This window comes from Variovorax sp. W1I1, from assembly GCF_030815625.1.
In the GTDB taxonomy this organism is placed as follows: domain Bacteria; phylum Pseudomonadota; class Gammaproteobacteria; order Burkholderiales; family Burkholderiaceae_C; genus Variovorax; species Variovorax paradoxus_C.
Map to the genome: position 1 here is coordinate 3,506,111 of NZ_JAUSWZ010000001.1, position 17,642 is coordinate 3,523,752.

The 17,642-nt window shown below is 67.7% G+C and carries 14 protein-coding genes and 1 pseudogene; 6 read left to right on the top strand and 9 right to left on the bottom strand.

Annotated features, from left to right (window positions below; translation table 11 throughout):
- Window positions 1–7: 7 nt before the first annotated feature.
- The 3 genes from QFZ83_RS16345 to QFZ83_RS16355 all read right to left on the bottom strand — a co-directional run bounded on the left by QFZ83_RS16345 (window position 8) and on the right by QFZ83_RS16355 (window position 3,228).
- Window positions 8–1,000 carry a hydroxymethylglutaryl-CoA lyase gene (locus tag QFZ83_RS16345; protein WP_307508098.1) on the bottom strand — a complete coding sequence of 331 codons (993 nt, stop codon included), beginning with the start codon at window positions 998–1,000 and terminating at the stop codon, window positions 8–10.
- The gene (locus QFZ83_RS16350) at window positions 997–2,205 is read right to left on the bottom strand and encodes a CaiB/BaiF CoA-transferase family protein (RefSeq protein ID WP_307508100.1); all 1,209 of its coding nucleotides are present in this window, start codon (window positions 2,203–2,205) and stop codon (window positions 997–999) included. Before QFZ83_RS16350 ends, QFZ83_RS16345 begins: the two co-directional genes overlap by 4 nt.
- A 129-nt stretch (window positions 2,206–2,334) precedes the next feature.
- Window positions 2,335–3,228, bottom strand: a complete 894-nt coding sequence (locus QFZ83_RS16355; RefSeq protein WP_306877104.1) for a LysR substrate-binding domain-containing protein — start codon at window positions 3,226–3,228, stop codon at window positions 2,335–2,337.
- Between the two features lie 86 nt (window positions 3,229–3,314).
- Here QFZ83_RS16355 and QFZ83_RS16360 point away from each other — a divergent pair, with 86 nt between their 5' ends.
- Window positions 3,315–3,599: a hypothetical protein gene (locus tag QFZ83_RS16360; RefSeq protein ID WP_307508102.1), complete on the top strand. Its 285-nt coding sequence runs from the start codon at window positions 3,315–3,317 to the stop codon at window positions 3,597–3,599.
- Window positions 3,600–3,617: 18 nt separating this feature from the next.
- Here the strand turns inward: QFZ83_RS16360 and QFZ83_RS16365 are convergent, their stop codons facing one another.
- Complete coding sequence (locus tag QFZ83_RS16365; RefSeq protein ID WP_306877107.1) at window positions 3,618–4,307, bottom strand: Crp/Fnr family transcriptional regulator; 690 nt, start codon at window positions 4,305–4,307, stop codon at window positions 3,618–3,620.
- Window positions 4,308–4,527: 220 nt separating this feature from the next.
- On the opposite strand from QFZ83_RS16365, the pseudogene QFZ83_RS16370 reads away from it, so the two are divergent.
- Window positions 4,528–6,693 (top strand): annotated as a pseudogene (locus QFZ83_RS16370) (DUF6351 family protein).
- Here QFZ83_RS16370 and QFZ83_RS16375 read toward each other — a convergent pair.
- On the bottom strand, window positions 6,669–7,595 hold the full coding sequence (locus QFZ83_RS16375; protein ID WP_307508103.1) for a LysR family transcriptional regulator: 927 nt from the start codon (window positions 7,593–7,595) through the stop codon (window positions 6,669–6,671). The pseudogene QFZ83_RS16370 and the gene QFZ83_RS16375 sit on opposite strands and share 25 nt — an antisense overlap.
- Before the next feature lie 104 nt (window positions 7,596–7,699).
- On the opposite strand from QFZ83_RS16375, the gene QFZ83_RS16380 reads away from it, so the two are divergent.
- From QFZ83_RS16380 to QFZ83_RS16395, 4 genes are all read left to right on the top strand, one after another.
- Window positions 7,700–8,983 carry an SGNH/GDSL hydrolase family protein gene (locus QFZ83_RS16380; RefSeq protein WP_307508105.1) on the top strand — a complete coding sequence of 428 codons (1,284 nt, stop codon included), beginning with the start codon at window positions 7,700–7,702 and terminating at the stop codon, window positions 8,981–8,983.
- Between the two features lie 78 nt (window positions 8,984–9,061).
- A complete protein-coding gene (locus QFZ83_RS16385) occupies window positions 9,062–9,298 on the top strand; it encodes a hypothetical protein (RefSeq protein WP_306877111.1) in 237 nt (78 codons plus the stop codon).
- A 33-nt stretch (window positions 9,299–9,331) separates the two neighbouring features.
- On the top strand, window positions 9,332–9,937 hold the full coding sequence (gene thpR, locus QFZ83_RS16390; protein WP_307508107.1) for an RNA 2',3'-cyclic phosphodiesterase: 606 nt from the start codon (window positions 9,332–9,334) through the stop codon (window positions 9,935–9,937).
- 81 nt (window positions 9,938–10,018) lie between these two features.
- Entirely contained in the window at window positions 10,019–11,032 is a 1,014-nt protein-coding gene (locus QFZ83_RS16395; protein WP_307508109.1) for an aminoglycoside phosphotransferase family protein, read from the top strand.
- Window positions 11,033–11,053: 21 nt separating this feature from the next.
- On the opposite strand, the gene QFZ83_RS16400 is transcribed toward QFZ83_RS16395, so the two are convergent.
- The 4 genes from QFZ83_RS16400 to imuA form a co-directional block, all read right to left on the bottom strand.
- Complete coding sequence (locus QFZ83_RS16400; protein ID WP_307508111.1) at window positions 11,054–12,016, bottom strand: hypothetical protein; 963 nt, start codon at window positions 12,014–12,016, stop codon at window positions 11,054–11,056.
- 74 nt (window positions 12,017–12,090) lie between these two features.
- Window positions 12,091–15,447 (bottom strand): error-prone DNA polymerase, encoded by a 3,357-nt coding sequence (locus QFZ83_RS16405; protein ID WP_307508113.1) that lies wholly within the window; start codon window positions 15,445–15,447, stop codon window positions 12,091–12,093.
- Complete coding sequence (locus tag QFZ83_RS16410; RefSeq protein WP_307508115.1) at window positions 15,440–16,789, bottom strand: DNA polymerase Y family protein; 1,350 nt, start codon at window positions 16,787–16,789, stop codon at window positions 15,440–15,442. The genes QFZ83_RS16405 and QFZ83_RS16410 overlap by 8 nt, the downstream gene beginning before the upstream one ends.
- Complete coding sequence (gene imuA, locus QFZ83_RS16415) at window positions 16,758–17,564, bottom strand: translesion DNA synthesis-associated protein ImuA (RefSeq protein WP_306877119.1); 807 nt, start codon at window positions 17,562–17,564, stop codon at window positions 16,758–16,760. Before imuA ends, QFZ83_RS16410 begins: the two co-directional genes overlap by 32 nt.
- Between the last annotated feature and the right edge of the window lie 78 nt (window positions 17,565–17,642).

Sequence of the window (17,642 nt, forward strand, 5' to 3'; positions counted from 1 at the left end):
GATGGAATCAATGCTCGCGCGCCAGGGCCCGCGCCCGCGTGGCCTCGAAATCGGCCGGTGCCGGATGCAGGTCGAGCCGGCGCCCGGCCTTCGCGATCTGGCTCGGCGTGTCGTGCCCGATGAGCGCCGGCAGCCGGCGCGCGGCGGCCGTCAGCGCCTGCATGTCGATGCCGGTGTCGTAGCCCATGAGTTCCAGCGCATGCGCGATGTCCTCGCTGCACACGTTGCCCGAGGCGCCCGGCGCATAGGGGCAGCCGCCGATGCCGCCGATCGAGGCGTCGAAGCAGCGCGCGCCCGCGTCGATGGACGCGAGCACGTTCGCGAGGCCCATGCCGCGCGTGTTGTGGAAATGCAGGGTCAGGTCGGTGGCGGGCCAGCGCGCGATGAACTCGCGCACCATGCCCGCGACCTGCCCCGGGTAGGCCATGCCCGTGGTGTCGCACAGCGTGATGCCGGTCGCGCCGATCTCGTCGATGAAGCGCCCGCACCATGCGAGCACATCGCTCTCGGCGAGGTCGCCTTCGATCGGGCAGCCGAAGCTGCACGACAGCGACACATTCACCGCCACCCCGGCCTGCCGCGCGAGCGACGCCACTTCGGCAAGGCCGCGCAGCGACTGCTCGCGCGTCATGCGCAGGTTGGCGAGGTTATGGCTCTCGCTGGCCGACATGACGAGGTTCATCTCGTTGGCCTGTGCATCGATGGCGCGCTCGGCGCCGCGCACGTTGGGCACCAGCGCGCTGTAGACCACGCCCGGCACGCGCTCGATCTCGCGCAGCACGATCTCGGCGTCGGACAGCGCGGGAATCGCCTTCGGCGACACGAAGGCCGTGACCTCGATCTTCGCCATGCCCGCGCGCGAGAGCGCGTTGACCAGTTCGATCTTGTCCTCGGTCGGCACGAAGGCCGCTTCGGCCTGCAGGCCGTCGCGCGTGCCGACCTCGTACATCCTGATGCGCCGCGAGGCGCCGTTCCAGACTGCGTTGTCCGCGTTGTTCATGCAACCACCTTTCTGCCGCGCAAGGCGGCGATGTCATCGGCGGTGAAGCCGAGTTCGTCGAGCACCGAATCCGTGTCGTCGCCGAGGCCGGGCGCCGAGGAGCGCACCGTGCCCGGCGTGCCCATGAGCTTGGGCACCACGCCGGGCACCTCGATGTCGTGGCCGTCGCGCGTGCGTTGCTGCAGCAGCATGTCGCGCGCGCGGTAGTGCGGGTCTTCGCAGATGTCCCTGGCGGTGTAGACCTTGCCGGCGGGCACGCGCGCCGCGCCGAGCACTTCGAGCACCTCGGCCACGGAGCGCACCAGCGTCCAGGCCTCGATGGCGCGGTCGAGTTCATCCACGCGCGCCACCCGGCCCGCGTTGTCGGCGAGCGCCGCATCGGCGCCGAGGTCGTCGCGCTCGATGGTCTGCATCAGCCGTTTGAAGATGCTGTCGCCGTTGCCCGCGATCAGCACGAAGCCGTCGCTGCAGCGGTAGGCGTTCGACGGCGCGATGCCGGGCAGCGCGCTTCCCGCGGGCTCGCGCACGGCACCGAAGGCGCTGTACTCGGGCACCAGGCTTTCCATGACGTTGAACACCGCCTCGTTGAGCGCAACGTCGATCACTTGGCCCTTGCCGCCATTCACCTTGCGGTGATAGAGCGCCGTGAGCACGCCGATGGTGCCGTGCAGCGCGGCCAGCGTGTCGCCGATGGAAATGCCGCAGCGCACCGGCACATTCCCCGGCTCGCCTGTGAGGTGGCGCAGCCCGCCCATCGCCTCGCCAATGACGCCGAAGCCCGGCAGGTCGCGGTAGGGGCCGGTCTGCCCGTAGCCAGAGATGCGCAGCATCACGAGGCCGGGGTTGAGTGCCGAGAGCACGTCGTAGCCCATGCCCCAGCCTTCGAGCGTGCCGGGGCGGAAGTTCTCGATCAGCACATCGGCCTCGGCGATGAGCTTGCGCGCGATGTCCTGGCCTTCGGTGCTGCGCAGGTCCAGCGCGATGGAGCGCTTGTTGCGCGACTGCACCTGCCACCAGACCGAGGTGCCCTCCTGGATCAGCCGCCAGTTGCGCAGCGGGTCTCCGCTGCCGGGTGGTTCGATCTTGACGACATCGGCGCCGAATTCGCCGAGCGTCTTGCCCGCGAAGGGACCGGCGATGAGCTGGCCCATCTCGATGACGCGCACGCCTTGCAAGGCGCTGGGGGTGGGGAGCGTGGAAGCCATGTGTTGTTGTCTCCGAGGGGATGCAGGCGGGGTGCTGCATCCGATGCCCGGATGCTGGGCAGCCGGCTTCGAAGAAGGAACGACAAAGGCGCGCACCCAGCTTTCGCGGATCGCGAAAGCTGGAAGGGGTTAACCCGCGCAGAGGTGATCGATGAGGGTTCGCACGTGGCGCGGCACCGCGCCCGCATCGCGCAGGCCGATCACGAGATGCCGGCGGGTCCATTCGTCCTCCAGCGTGATCTCGCGCAGGTTCATCGAACGCAGGTGCGGCTGGATCGCCTCGCGCGGCAGCACCGCCACGCCCATGCCCGCGGCGACCATCTGGCACATCGCATCGAAGCTGCGCACCTGGATGCGCAGCTTGAGCCGCCGCCCCAGCGTTTCGCTGGCCGCCTGCAGGCGCTGCGCGAGCGAGGTGGCGCCCGAGAGGGTCACGAAGTCGAAGTCGCAGGCCTCTTCGAAACGCACGCTCTTGCGGCGCGCGAGCGGATGGCCGCGCGGCACCACCAGCACCAGGCGGTCTTCTCGGTAGTTCACGATGTCCAGGCCCAGCGTGGGCGTGCGGTCGGCAAAGATGCCGACGTCGGCGCGGCCGTCGAGCACGGCAAGCACGATCTCGCTGCTGTTCTGCTCTTCGAGCTCGATGCGGATGCCGGGGTTGGCCGCCACGAAGCTCGCGAGCTCGCGCGGCAGGAACTGCGTCACGGCCGAGGTGTTGACCCAGAGCCGGACGACGCCGAGCACGCCCGACGCGTAGTCGGACAGGTCGGCCGCGAGCTGGTCGACGTCGTTCAGAATGCGCTGCGCATGCCGGTGCAGCGCGTCGCCCGCGACGGTGAGCGTGACGCCGCGCGAATGGCGCTCGAAGAGTTCGGTGCCGACCGCGGCTTCGAGATCGGAGATGCGCTTGCTCGCCGCGCCCACCGCCAGGTGCGCAAGCTCGGCGCCCTTGCTGATGCTGCCGGTGCGCACCACGAGGTTGAAGAGCGAGAGCGAGACGAGGTCGAGGCGATGCAGGTTCACGGCGCGGCGGGGCTGGGTCGAAAGGAATGGCCGCGATTGTGCGCGCCGTCACGTGCGGTCATGGTCATCACGTAGCATCGCGCCCCATGAGCTACACCGTGACCCTGATCGATTTTCCCGACGCGCCGAGCGACGTCATCGCCACCGCGGAGACCCGCTTTCGCCGCGAACTCGACAAGCTGCTGGGCGACGAGGTCGAGCCGGCGCTGAAGGCATTCGAGAACGCCAGCGAATCCAGCGCCGACGAACTCACCAAGGACGAAATCGCGCTGGCCGCGCGCTGGGCCAAGGCCTACGACGCGGCGAAGACGGCGGGATTTCGCGCGCTGGGCGAGGCGGACGAGGCGTACTTCGAAGTCCGCGCCGAGTGATGCTGCGCTGACACCGATTCAGGCGCACCGCACGGGCGGCGCGCCGGTGTCGTTGGCCTTGTAGTTGACCAGCCCGCCCAGGTCGAGCACGGTCAATCCCCGCTTCTCCAGGCGGATGAGTTGCAGTGCCTGCAGGCGCTGCAGCGCCACGTTCACACGCTGCCGCGACACGTTCGCCAGCAGCCCGATCTCGACCTGCCCCACTTCCAGGAAGCGCGGGGCGTCCGGATACAGGTCGGGGTTGAAAAGACTCGCCAGGCAATTCGCGACACGCGCATCGGTGTCGAGCAGCCGCTCGTGTTCCAGCGCGCCGATGAACAGGCTCAGCCGCGCGTTCAGCAGGTCCTGCAGGTAGTGGTTGAACGGCACGCTGGTGCCGCGCAGCCATTCGAAGGTGCGGCGCGGCATCAGCGCCACCCGCGTGGGACGCAGCGCAAACACGTCGTAGCGGCGCGCCTCGTGCTTGAAGAGCGAGCCCTCGCCGAACCACACGCCGTGCGAGACGCCGGTGAGCGTGGAGACGCGCCCCTCTTCGGACGCCACCGACATCTTGGCAAAGCCGTCGATGAGCCCCATCCAGTGCTCGACCCGTTGCCCGGCCCGCGCGATGCAGGCGCCGCGCGCGAACTGCCGCTCCTGCATGCTGCCCAGCACGTGCTCGAGGTCGGCGGGCGAAAGACCTGCGGCCCATCGCGACCTGCGCACCATGTCTTCCATCGGTTGCGCATTCGAGGCCGGTGCGGAATCAGGGATTACCTCTAGCGATTGGCGCCTCATGTGTCGTCGCGACGACCGCAGCGTGGAACGTCCATCCTTAATCTTCCAGAACACATAACAGAAGGAGACTTCCATGCTCGCTACACCTCGCCGCCCGCACAAGCGGGTTTCTCCGTGGCCCCGTGTCCAGGTTGCCGCCGCAGGCATCGCGATGGCCGGCGCACTGCTCGTTGCAGGTTGCGGCGGAGGGTCCGACGGCGGCTCGGTGTTTCCGTTCATTCCGGGCGTGAGCCCCCCGCCCGCGGCACAGACGCCGGCCGCGTTCCAGGTCAAGACGCTCTCCTCCGCGCCCGACATGATCAGCGGCGGCGACACACTGGTCGAAATCACCGCGCCCGTGGGCGTTGCGCTCGACAAGGTGCGCGTGAGCCTGAACGGAAAAGACGTGACCTCGCAGGTGCCGGTGGTCAACAGCACGACACGCGTGCTGCGCGGCCTCGTCACCGGCCTCACGACCGATGCGGCCAGCACCACGGGCAGCGTCAACACGCTGGTGGTGAGCAACGCCGATGTTGCAGCGCAGCGCACCGAGGCCAAGCTGGTCAACTACCCGATCACCGGGCCGATCCTCTCGGGCCCGCACATCTCGCCGTACGAATGCCGCACGGTGCAGAACGGCCTGGGCGCGGCGCTCGACGCCAACTGCTCGGCCACGACGCAGGTGGTCTAGTACTACCGCACCAAGACCAACACCTTCAAGCCGCTGGCGGACCCTACCGGCCCGCGCCCGGCCGACCTCGCCGAGACCACCACAAACGACGGCGTCACCGTGCCCTATATCGTGCGCGTGGAGTCGGGCACGATCAACCGCGGCGTGTACCGGCTCGCGGTGCTCGACAACCCGGCGAAGGATTCGCCCGCGGTCTGGAAGCCCGGCAAGGGATGGAACAAGAAGCTCGTCGCCTACTTCGACTGCTGCGGCTCGGCCCAGTACAACCAGGGCGTTCACCCCATCGAGTCGATCCTCGGTGACGTCGGCCACATCCAGCTCTCGCGCGGCTTTGCGTTCATGAATTCGACCGAGCTCTGGAACAACCAGCACGCCAACCCGCACCTGCAGGGCGAGACGCTGATGATGATGAAGGAGCACGTCATCGAGGAATTCGGCGAGGTGCCCAAGTGGACCGCCGGCTTCGGCGGCTCGGGCGGCGCGATCCAGCAGTACCTGATCGCTCAGCTCTACCCGGGCCTGCTCGACGGCATCCAGCCGATCGTGTCGTTCCCCGAGACGCTGATGCCCGAGGTGATGGAGTGCCGCCTCCTGAACAACGTCTACAAGCTCGACACCACCACCTGGACGACGGCCAAGCAGAACGCGGTGAACGGCTTCAACACCAACACCTGCCTGTCATGGGACGCGGCCTTCGCGAGCATCATCAAGTCGGACAACGCGGCGGGCTGCGGGTTCACCGACCCGGCCAATGTGGCGAACATCTTCAACCGCGCGACCAATCCGACGGGCATCCGCTGCGACCTCTTCCAGACCAACGTGAACCTGCTGGGCAAGCGGCCCGGCACGCAGGAAGCCCGCCGGCCGCTCGACAACATCGGCCTGCAGTACGGCCTGGCGGCGCTGAACAGCGGCGCGATCTCGGTGAAGGAATTCCTCGACCTGAACGAGAAAGTCGGCGGCTTCGATGGCGACGGCAACACGCAGGCCGCACGCTCCGAAGCCGATTCCGATGCGCTCAAGCTCACCTATGCCGGCGGCTTCAAGAACAGCTTCAGGGGGCCGGGCCTTGCGAACATTCCGATCATCACGCAGCGCGGCAACGCCGATGCGGTGGGCGATATCCACGACACGACGCAAGACCTGATCATCCGGGCTCGCCTGCAGCGTGCCAACGGCCGCAGCGACAACCAGATCATCTGGACGCTGGGTTCTACCTCGGGCTACGACTACATGAGCGGCTCCATCGACCTCATGAACAAGTGGCTGGACAACATAGCCGCCGACCCGGCGCTCGCCTCGACCGACAAGGTGGTGCGCAACAAGCCCGCAGGCGCCAACGACGCCTGCTGGAACAAGACCGGAACGCGCATCGACGAGCCCGCATCGATGGACCCGGCAGCCAGTTGCAATGCGGTGTACCCGCGCTTCACCACGCCGCGCCTCGTGGCCGGCTCGCCGATGGTGAACGATGTGCTCAAGTGCCAGCTCAAGCCGGTCAACGCGGCCGACTATTCGGTGACGATTGCCGGCGCCGACCTCGCACGGCTGCAGACGATCTTCCCGAGCGGCGTGTGCGACTGGAACAAGCCCGGCGCGGGCCAGGAGCCGCTGCGCGGCACCTACCTGCGCTTGCCGCTCAACTGAGTCGGCTTGCGCAGAGCCCCTGGCAGTTGCGCCACGCGCTCTGCCAGGAAGTCCACCAGCACGCGCACGCGCAGCGGCTGGTGGCGGCGCGGGGCATAGAGCAGGTGCACCTCCTGCGCCGGCCCCGTGTGGCGCGCGAGCACGCGCACCAGGCTGCCATCGGCCAGATGGCCGGCCACCATCCATGTCGGTTGCAGAGAGATGCCGGCGCCGCCGAGCACGCTGTCGAGCATGGCCACCGCGTTGTTCACGCGCAAGCGGCTGCGCACCGGCACGGTCACGGCGCCTTCCGGGCCCTGCAGCAGGACGCCATCGTCGCCGGCTGCGTAGCGGATGTAGTCGTGCGAGAGCAGGTCCTTCGGGTTGCGAGGCTTGCCGCGCGCGGCGATGTAGTCGGGTGATGCAACGAGCACGCGGGGCCATGAGCCGAGATGCTTCGCAACAAGGTCCGGCGGCAGCGCGCCGCCCACGCGCAGCGAAACGTCGATGCGCTCCTCGCGCGGATCGACGAAGCGGTCGTCGAGCACCAGTTCGAGTTCGATGTCGGGGTAGAGCCGCAGGAACTCCATCGCCATCGCGTTGAGGTGCCGCTGCCCCATGGTGACCGGCGCGCTCACACGCAGCAGGCCTTGCGGCTGCTGCACCTGCTCGCGCGCATTGGCGACGGCATCGCCGTAATCCTCCAGTACGCGACGGGCGCGCTCGTGAAAGCGCTGCCCTTCTTCGGTGAGGCTCAAGCCAGTGGCGCCGCGTCGCATCAGACGCACACCCAGCGACCGCTCCAGCCCCGCGACCAGCTTGCTGATGGTGGGCTGCGTGGTGTCGAGCGCGCGGGCGGCGCCCGAGAGGCTGCCGAGTTCGACGCTGTGCACGAAGGCCGAGAGCGCGCGCAAGGTGTCCATGGTGTATTCGATTCAGGAATGCGTTGGATGCAATTTTGCCATCTACCCATCCGAACTTGCATGGAAGAAAGTCAGGCCCTCGCTTCACTTTCAAGGACACGAACATGCATGCATCCACCTTCGGATCGATCCTCAAGCACGGCGCCGCGGCGCTGACCCTCGCGGGCATCACCGCCGTATCGGCGGCGCAGACTGCGCCGCCGATACGCACGTACTGGAGCCCCAGCTGGATGGCCAGCACCCAGCCGATCTGGGGCGGCGACTTCGTGCTGCCGAGCGGCCTGCCCTTCCAGTTCAACCGGCAGACCATTCGCCAGGTGGCGCGGCTGAGCATCGGCGGCGCGAAGCTGCGCGTGGTGATCAGCAACGAAGGCGGCACGGCGCCGCTGTACATCGGCGCGGCGCGCGTGGCGCGGCACAGCGAAGGGTCGGCCATCGTTGACGGCACGGACCGCGCCGTGCGCTTCGGCGGACTGGCCGAGGTGACCGTGCCGCCCGGCGCACGTCTTGTCAGCGATCCGGTCGACCTGCCGCTGCCCGCGCTCAGCGAGGTCGCTGTGTCGCTCTATCTGCCGAAGCCCAGCCAGCCTGCGGGCTTTCATTTCGATGCGCGCGAGACGGCGTACGTCGCAGGCGGCGACCTGACCGGCGCCGTGCAGTTGCCCGCAACAGCATCGCAATGGAGCACGCGCGTCTACGTCAGCGGCCTCATCGTCGAAACGCCCGCGCCACCGGCCACCGTCGTCGCGCTGGGCGATTCGATCACCGACGGCAACGGTTCCACGCCCGGCGCCAACACGCGCTGGCCCGATGCGCTGGCCGAGCGCCTGGCGCCGCGCGGCGTCGGCGTGCTGAACGCCGGCATCTCCGGCGGCCGGTTGATGAAGGACGGCATGGGCCACGCCGCCCTCGAACGCGCCGGGCGCGACGCATTCGCGCAGCCGGGCGTGCGCGCCGTGATCGTGCTGCTGGGTACCAACGACATCGGCTGGCCCGGCGGCCCCTTCGCGCCGCAGGAGCCGGCGGTGCGGGCGGAAGAACTGATCCAGGGGTTTCGCCAGCTGATCGCGCTGGCCCACGCCCACAACGTGCGCATCGTGGCCGGCACGATCACGCCCAACGAACGCGGGCTGGAAGGCACGGCACTCGAAGGCCACCACTCCCCCGGGAAGGACAAGGTGCGCCAGGAAGTGAACCGCTGGATCCGCGACAGCGGCGCGTTCGGCGCGGTGGTCGATTTCGACGCGCTGCTGCGCGATCCGGCGCGGCCGATCCGCCTGAAGGCGGCGATGGATTCGGGCGACCATTTGCATCCGGGCGACGCTGGCTACAAGGCGATGGCGGCGGCCATCGACCTCGACGCGCTGCTCGGCAGCGACCCCCGATAGGCTGCAAATATACTGTACATAGATACAGTGTTTTCTCTAGAATAGATCGTCTCCAAGAGCAACATTCGAGGCGACTCCATGACCACCGCCAATCCGCCTGCGCCCTCCGCGCAGGTTCTTTTTTTCTCCTCTTCTCTCGCCCGACGGCACCCGATGCAGCCGCGCCAACGTGCAGGCCGCATCTCGACCTGGCCCTTCCGCGTGGTCCGGGAACAGGGCCTCGGTGACAGCAGCAATGAAATGGATGACGTCCGCGTTCAGGCGGCGCGCGTCATCCGGACGACGGCCGCGCATTGGTGGCCGTCGGAGACCTGAACCCGCCTTTCATCTTTTTCCAGGAGAACTGAAATGGACGATTTCAACCGTGGCGACCATCTTCCGGACGACCCGGAACCCGACTGGGACTCCGCCCCTTTCGAGCGGCAACGGCACCTGCTCATCGCGCTCTTTCCCGAGCCCGAGGTGCAGGCAGCCATCGAAACCCACCGCAAGGACTGGATCTGGCCCAAGGGCCACTACTTTCCGCGCAGCCCACGGCTGCACCTGACGCTCCACTGCTTCAGCGACCAGCCCAAGGCTGTCGAAAAGCGCCTCTGCGAAGCGCTCGCCCAGGTCCGCGTGCAGCCCATGAATCTCGTGCTGGACAGCTCACGCACATGGCGCAACGACATCGCGGTGCTGCAGCCCGCCGAGCACGGCGCTTTGCGCACGCTGCATGCGGACATCGGCCGTGCGGTACGGCAGGCGGGCATTTCCACGGAAACGCCGACCTTCACGCCGCACATCACCATCGCTCGGCGAACCGAAGGCGCGGCCTATCCGATGAGCTTGCCGCCGATCCCGTGGCGCGTGAGGAAATTCCTGCTCGTGCGCTCGTTCACTTCGCATCCGGTCGAGCACCAGGTGCTGGCCACCTACGAAGCTGACGAAGACAACGAAGACGACGACGTCTGACACAGGGAAGTCAGCTTTCGTGGCCTTATCGGGTGAGACAATTTTCGGTGCCCATCGAACGAACGCCCCTCACACCCCTGCATGCTGACACCACCCGATATCGCCCACGACGCCATTCACAAGTGCCTCGCCGAAACCTACGGCCTCCAGGCGACAGACGCTGAATTCCTTCCGCTGGGCGCTGACGTTCACTCCGCGGTCTTCCGTGTACAGGCGAACGACGGCACGGCGTATTTCCTGAAGCTGCGCAGCGGCGATTTCGACAAGACGGCCGTTGCCGTGCCGGCCTTTCTCCATCACGACAAAGGCATCGCCGCGGTGATGGCGCCGTTGCCGACAACGGACCGTCAACTCAGCGTGCAGCGCTACGGCTTCGACTGGATGCTCTATCCCTTCTTCGAAGGCCTGAACGGATTCGAACGCGCCCTGACAACCGCGCAGTGGACCGCTCTCGGCGCGGCACTCGCCGCCATTCATCGCACCGAGTTGCCGCCCGCACTGCTCGCAAGCATCCCCAAGGAAACCTACGCGCACCGCTGGCGCGAAGGCGTCAGGCGCTACCAGCGCCGCTTCATCAACGGCTTCGTGGGCGACGCCATCGTCCAGCGGTTCCATGCCTTCTGGGAACAGCACGACGAGGAGATCGACACGCTGGTCTATCGCAGCGAGCAGCTCGCGTCGATCCTGCTGGAGAAGGCATTGCCTCAGGTCGTATGCCATGCCGACATCCACGCGGGCAATGTGCTGCTGGGCGATGACGACCGACTGGTCATCGTCGACTGGGACACGCTCGTTCTCGCGCCCAAGGAGCGCGACCTGATGTTCATCGGCGGCGGCGTCGGCCACGTCTGGAACCAGCCGGAGGAAGAAGCGCAGTTTTATCAAGGCTACGGCGCCGCGGAGATCGATGCAGTCGCCCTCGCCTACTACCGCCACGAGCGCATCGTGCGCGACATCCTCGAGATCAGCGACCAAGTGTTCGATGCGTCGGCAAGCACCGAAGACCGCGAAGAAGCCATGCGCCAGATGGCGAGCCAGTTCCAGCCCGGCGACGTGGTCGCCATTGCGCACCAGAGCTACGAAGCGGTCACCTGATCGCGCTGGCGGGCTGATCCGCTAGATCAGCATGTCCTGCACATCCTCGTCGAAGCCCGAAATCGGCTGCGCCTTGGCCAGCGCCAGCCAGACTGCGAACGGCATGCGCTCGATGGGCCGGTGCACCGCGGCGCGCGCCACCACGAGGCGCTCGCCTTCGAGCACCAGCACGCCGCACTCGGCGGGAACTTCCTCGGGCGTGGCGATGCAGCGGCCGCGCGCGTCGTTGCCCAGCACGTACCAGCACTCGCCGCCCAGGTCGAGGTAGGCCGCGCGCTTGTCGGGCTTGCGCAGGTCGCCCAGCAGGTCGGCGCGGCTGACCTTCACCTCGTGGACGATGGGGTGCGCATAGGCCTCGACGCTGGTGTTGCGAATCGAAAACACATCGGGCCGCGCCATGCACCAGCGCGGCTTGCCGCCCTCTTCCAGTGCCGGCAGGCGCGCGCGCAGGCCGAGGCCGCGCCATGCGATGCGCCCACCGCGCGTCATCTCGCGCGCCACGCGTTCGACCAGCGCCTCGTGCGGCGTCAGCGCCGCGCGGTTGATGGTGAGCGTGGTCGCGATGCGGGCGATGCCGGCGTCGGTCACGCGCAAGGTCTCGTGGCCATGCGATGTGCGCACGCGTTCGAGGAATCCGCCGGCCAGCAGCTCGACCTCGATGGCGTCGCAGCACGGCCAGCCGGCCGAGCGGTAGATCTCGCGCAGGCGCCGCGCGTGCAGCTTGCCGAAGGGCACCGTGGCGGTCGCGTCTGCCGTTTCGGCCACTGCCGTTGCCGTTGCCGTCGCACCTGCGGTCTGCATCGGCGGCGGCTCGACCACCGGCGGTGGAAATCCCGGGTCGGTGACCGGCGGGACGACTGGCGGCGGATCGCCTTCGGGTGGTGGCGGGGGCGGTGGCTGCGGCACCGGATTCGGCACGTCCGGCGCGGGCGGCGGCGGACCGATCGGCGTGGCAACGAGGGGGTCGAGTGCGAGTGCGGACATGGGGAACAGGTTAGCGAAAAGTCATGGGGCGCGCGAGGCGTGGAACGATCGGTTTCATTCGCGAATGGACGCGATCAATGGAAATCCCGGCTGGTGTTGCTCTGCGCGAGCCGACCCATGAGCGGCGTCAGATCCTTGAAGCCGGTGGCGACCAGGTGTTGCACCTTGCCGCCGCTGTCGTCGTCGCGCTGCCAGGTGCCCTGCACCGCGAGCAGGTGCGATTTCAAAAGCGGCTCGCGCCACGCATCGATGACGTGGCTCCAGACGATCACGTTGACGTTGCCGGTCTCGTCCTCCAGCGTGACGAAGATGGTGCCGTTGGCCGTTCCGGGCCGCTGCCGGCCTTTCACGATGCCGCAGGCGCGCACGGTGCGGCCGGTGGGCTGCGCGCGCAGCTCCTCGGCGCTCATGAGCTTCATGCGCGAAAGGCGCGGGCGCAGCAGCGCAAGCGGATGGCGGCGCAGCGTGAGGCCGAGCGATGCGTAGTCGCCGACGATCTCCTCGCCCTCGGGCGCCGCGGGCAGCAGCAGCACCTGCTCGTTGATCGGCACGCCCTTGAGCAAGGCCGGCGAGCGGCGCTGCGCCGTGGCGTCCCACACCTGCTGGCGGCGATGGCCCGAGAGCGACATCAGCGCATCGGCCGCGGCGAGCGCGGCCATGTCCTTGCCGTCGAGTTCGGCGCGCAGGGCGAGGTCTTCGGTGCTGGTGAAGGGCGATTGAGCGCGCGCTTTCAACAGGCGTTCGACGCCTTCCTTGGAGAGGCCTGAAATGCGGTTCAGCCCGAGCCGCACCGCAGGCTGGTTCTCGTTGCCCAGGCGCTCGGCATAGCGCGCGTCGGTGCTTGACGGCATGCGCGGCGCATCGGGCGCGCGGGCTTCGAGCGTGGTGTCGAAATCGCTGTGCGTGACATCGACCGGGCGAACCTCGACGCCGTGCCTGCGCGCGTCCTGCACGAGTTGCGAGGGGCTGTAGAAGCCCATGGGTTGGGAGTCGAGCAATGCGGCGAGGAAGCAGGCGGGTTCGTAGTTCTTGAGCCAGCTGCTCACGGTGACCAGCAGCGCGAAACTCGCGGCGTGGCTCTCTGGGAAACCGTAGTCGCCGAAGCCGAGGATCTGTTTGAAGATGGCTTCGGCGAACTCCCTCGGGTAGTCGTTGTCCACCATCCCATCCACGAGCTTCGCGTGAAACTTGTCGAGGCCGCCCTTGCGCTTCCACGCCGCCATGGCACGGCGCAACTGGTCGGCTTCGTCGGCGCTGAACTTGGCCGCGATCATGGCGATCTGCATCACCTGCTCCTGGAAGATCGGAATGCCCAGCGTGCGTTCCAAGGCAGGCTTCAGTTCGTCTTTTTCATAGAGGATCGGCAAGCCCTTGCGCACCCGCTCGCGCTGCTTGAGGTACGGATGCACCATGCCGCCCTGAATGGGCCCGGGCCGCACGATCGCCACCTCGATCACCAGGTCTTCGTAACAGCGCGGCTTCAGGCGCGGCAGCATCGACATCTGCGCCCGGCTCTCGATCTGGAAGACGCCCACCGTGTCGGCGTCGCAGATCATCTCGAACACCTTCTGGTCGTCGTGGGGAACATCGTGCATCTGCACCATCGAGCCCCGCCAGCGGTTCATGTGATCGAGCCCGCGGCGAATGGCGCTCAGCATGCCGAGCGCGAGCACATCCACCTTGAGCATTCCCATGGCTTCGAGGTCGTCCTTTTCCCACTGGATGACGGAGCGGTCTTTCATCGACGCCTTCTCGACCGGCACCAGCCGCGTGAGCTTGGTGTGGGTGAGCACGAAACCGCCGACGTGCTGGCTCAGGTGGCGCGGAAAGCCCTTGAGCCGCTGCGTCAGCTCGATCCACTGGACGAGCTTGAATTCGTCCTCCTTCACGCCGACGCGCGCGCACGCGGCATTCAACTGTTCGCCGAGCACGGCATCGTCGAACCAGTAGTGGTCCTTGGCGAATTCATCGACCAATCGCTCGTCGATGCCGATGGCCTTGCCCACGTCGCGCAACGCACTGCGCGAGCGATAGCAGATGACGACGGCGGCGATGGCGGCCCGTTCGCGGCCGTATTTCTCGTAGATGTACTGGATGACTTCTTCGCGGCGCTGGTGTTCGAAATCGACGTCGATGTCGGGCGGCTCGTGACGATGGCGACTCAGGAAGCGCTCGAACAGCAGGTGGCTTTTTTCGGGGGAGATCGCGGTGATCCCGAGGCAATAGCAGACGACGGAATTGGCCGACGACCCGCGCCCCTGGCAAAGAATTTTTTTCGAGCGCGCAAAGCTCACGATGTTCTCCACGGTGAGAAAGAACATTTCGTATTCGAGCTCGCGGATCAGATCCAGCTCTTTGTGCAGCTGCGCCCGCACCGCATCGGGAATGCCGCCTGAATATCGCTCCTGCGCCCCCGCCCATGTCTTGCGCGCCAGCGTCTGCGTCGCCGTCTCGTTGCTGCCCAACATTTCCAGCGGGTACTTGTAGTTGTCGCGAATGACCTTCGGATCGAACCTGCACCGCTCTGCCACCACCAGCGTGTTCGCCAGCATTTCGGGCAGATAAAGCTCCGCCAGCCGAACCCGCTGCCGCAGATGCCGCTCCGCATTCGACTGCAGCGCAAAGCCGCACTCGGCCACGGTCTTGCCTTCGCGCACGGCCGTCAGCACGTCGTGCAATGGCTTGCGGCTGCGCGCATGCATGTGCACATCGCCGGCCGCCACGAGCGGCACGCCGGTCTGCTCGCTCGCCTGCATCAGCGTGACGAACCAGAGGTCGTCGTCCAGCTCGTTGAGCATTTCCACGGCCAGCCAGAGGTTGCCTGCATACAGCGCCTTGGCGGCCAGCAGGTCTTCGTGCAGCGTGGCGACATCCACTGCGCCGCCGGGCTCGCGATGCGGCACGAAGAGCACCTGGCAGTTCTGCAGCGAAGCCACATCGCTGTCCTCCCAGCTCACGCGGTACTCGCCCTTGGGCAGTTCGGTGTTGCGCGCGGCGGTGATGAACTCGCAGAGGTTGCCCCAGCCCTCGGTGTCGTTCGCGATCACCACAAGCTTGAAGCGCTCGAAGCGGAACTCGCTGCCGAACAGCAGGCGAAACGTGAGGTTGCGCGGAATCGGCGGTTCTTCGGGATTCTCGCGTTCGTATTCGTCGAGCGTGTGCTCCATGTCGCGCCTGCAGACGTATGCCCGCACGATGCCGGCCACCGAGCATTCGTCGGTGATCGCCAACGCTGCATACCCCAGCTGGTAGGCGCGCTCGACCACTTCTTCCGGCGTCGACGCGCCGCGCTGAAAGCTGAAGTTCGTGAGGCAGTGCAGCTCGGCATAGTCCGGCAACGCCGCCACGGTGTGCTTGCGCAACGGCACCGGCAGCGCATGCACCTTGGCAGGCTGGCGCTTGCGCTCTTCCTTGGCACTCAGGTCAGGCATAGAACCCCTGCAGGTACCAGCGCACTTCGCCTGAAGAAAACAGCGCCGAGTGCCGCTCGCGAAAGATCCACACCAGCCCAGCTTCAGGGCTTTCGGCCACGTAGTAGTCGCGCATCGCCGGCTGGCCGCCGTCTTCCTTGCCGCCCCACCAGCCGGCCTCGACGCGCTGCGGGCCGATCAGCTTGCTCAGCGGGCCGCGGTAGCACGGGCGCTCGCCGTCCATCTCGAGCAACACGGGTTCGGGCAGCAGCCACGGCGGATAGATCGCATCGGGCTGCGAGGCTGCGGCTTTCGCTTCCTTGCGCGCCTTGCCGGGCGCGGCCTTGTCTTTCTGCAGCGCGGGCCGCCATGCCTGCTTGCGCTCGGGCCGGTGATCGGCCTCGGCGCAGGGCACCACCACCTGGTGCGCGCCGAGCCGCACGCTGAGCCGCTCGACCATCTCGTGCAGCTTGTCGCCCTTGCGGTTGTCTTCGGGCAGAAAACTCGTGCTGGCGCCGGCCCACGGATCGGTTTCTAGCGTGCGGAGCTTGAGCCAGCTCGCGGGCGCCGCAAGCGTGGTGAGGGCGAGCTTTTCGGACAGCAGGCGGCGCAGGTGCGCGAGGTCCTGCGTGGGCTCGGCCGTGCGCACGGTGACCTGCTGGTGCGGCGGCAGGTTCACGCCGTTGAAACGCTTGAGGTCGAGCGTCCACTGCAGCTCGAGCGCGCGAGCGCCACGCTGGCGGGCGCGCAGCCAGATCTGCAGCGCCGAAAGCAAACGGTTGGCTGCCCACATGAGTTCGGGCGCGGTCTCGGCGAGCGCGGGCAGCTCCAGCTTCTGTTCGAACACATCGGGCAGCGTGAGCCAGTCGTGGCCCTCGGGGCGCAGGCCCCAGGCGGTGTCGAGGGCTTTGCGCAGCTCGGTGCCGAAGCGCCGCGTGAGGCCGCCGCGCGGCAAGGCGGCCACCTCGCCCCAGGTGCGGCAGCCCAGGCGCGCGAGCAGGTCGAGGTGCGGGCGGGCGGCGGTGAGCGTGTCCAGCGGCAGGCCGGCCGGCATGTCCTTCGGGCGCTCTTCCTGCCGTTCGAACAGCCGCAGCCGTGCGAGCGCGATCAGGCTCGTGGCGCCCTGCGCGCCGAGCATGCGCACATCGGGCGCGGGGTTCGCGGCGACCAGTTGCCGCATCAGTTGCAGCCGCCCGCCCCACAGGCGCTCGCAGGCCGAGACTTCGAGCATGAGCGCCTCGTCTTGCCAGGCGACGTGCGGCGTGTATTCCAGCGCCCACCAGCCCAGCGCTTCGGGCGTGGGCAACTGCGGTGCGTCGGGCGCGTCGGAGTCAAGCGACCACCGCAATGCGATCCAGTGCATTGGGGCCTCCTTTCCACGCGTCGATGCGGACCACGGTCGCGGACGTTGCCGTGTCGCCAACCGGCACCGTGCCTTGCTGCTGCAGGCGCAGCTTGCGGCGCAGCCGGGCGGCGGCCAGCAGCGCCGTCATGCGCTCGTTGCGCGCCGGCAGCATCACCGGCGCGGCCAGCGGCGGACCGCGGCGCTTGAGGATGTGCAACTCGATCTGCGAAGAATCCGCGGCGCAGCTTTCCACCTGAAGACGAAGCCGTGCGGGCGAAGCGCCCCGCGCGGCCGACTCGGGCCGGCACACGAAGAGCATCACGTCGTGCTGCGCGGCCGCCAGCTGCAGCCGCCGCAATTCGCCCACCCGCGCCTGCGGCAGCCACGCCAGCACGGTGGCCACGTCCGCGCAGCGCAGCGCCTGCTCGCAGGCCCACAGGCGCGCGGGCGGCGCATCGCTCTTGATCCACATCAGCGCCTCCACCGGCAGCCCCTGCGCCGCGAGCGACGGCCCGCAGGGCTCGTAAGGCGCGCCGATCAGCACGACCGGCCCGCCGCGCGCCTCCACCGCCTGCGCCAGCGCGGGCAGCAGCAGCCGCCAGACATGCGCTTCGGGCGCGCTTTGCAGCAGCTCCGTCATCGCGCCGACCGGCCAGCCGCCGCCGGGCAGCTCGGCGTCGAGCGCGGCGTGGCCGGTCGCGACGACCTGCGCGTCGGCCAGGCCGAGTTCGTCGGCATGCCAGACGCCACGGCCCGCGGCGGCGGAAAAGGAGTCGAGGAAAGGAAGGCCCATGATGCAACTGTTAACTGTATTTTTATACAGTATTTCATGGCTCGCAAGAAGGAAGAAGGCTTTCTTCGCAACAGGCTT

Coding starts and splice junctions, on each gene's coding strand:
- imuA (WP_306877119.1), bottom strand. CDS start 17,564: ATGGGCCTTCCTTTCCTCGACTCCTTTTCCGCCGCCGCGGGCCGTGGC.
- QFZ83_RS16385 (WP_306877111.1), top strand. CDS start 9,062: ATGACCACCGCCAATCCGCCTGCGCCCTCCGCGCAGGTTCTTTTTTTC.
- QFZ83_RS16375 (WP_307508103.1), bottom strand. CDS start 7,595: ATGGACACCTTGCGCGCGCTCTCGGCCTTCGTGCACAGCGTCGAACTC.
- QFZ83_RS16350 (WP_307508100.1), bottom strand. CDS start 2,205: ATGGCTTCCACGCTCCCCACCCCCAGCGCCTTGCAAGGCGTGCGCGTC.
- QFZ83_RS16360 (WP_307508102.1), top strand. CDS start 3,315: ATGAGCTACACCGTGACCCTGATCGATTTTCCCGACGCGCCGAGCGAC.
- QFZ83_RS16400 (WP_307508111.1), bottom strand. CDS start 12,016: ATGTCCGCACTCGCACTCGACCCCCTCGTTGCCACGCCGATCGGTCCG.
- thpR (WP_307508107.1), top strand. CDS start 9,332: ATGGACGATTTCAACCGTGGCGACCATCTTCCGGACGACCCGGAACCC.
- QFZ83_RS16410 (WP_307508115.1), bottom strand. CDS start 16,789: ATGCACTGGATCGCATTGCGGTGGTCGCTTGACTCCGACGCGCCCGAC.
- QFZ83_RS16395 (WP_307508109.1), top strand. CDS start 10,019: ATGCTGACACCACCCGATATCGCCCACGACGCCATTCACAAGTGCCTC.
- QFZ83_RS16405 (WP_307508113.1), bottom strand. CDS start 15,447: ATGCCTGACCTGAGTGCCAAGGAAGAGCGCAAGCGCCAGCCTGCCAAG.
- QFZ83_RS16380 (WP_307508105.1), top strand. CDS start 7,700: ATGCATGCATCCACCTTCGGATCGATCCTCAAGCACGGCGCCGCGGCG.
- QFZ83_RS16345 (WP_307508098.1), bottom strand. CDS start 1,000: ATGAACAACGCGGACAACGCAGTCTGGAACGGCGCCTCGCGGCGCATC.
- QFZ83_RS16365 (WP_306877107.1), bottom strand. CDS start 4,307: ATGGTGCGCAGGTCGCGATGGGCCGCAGGTCTTTCGCCCGCCGACCTC.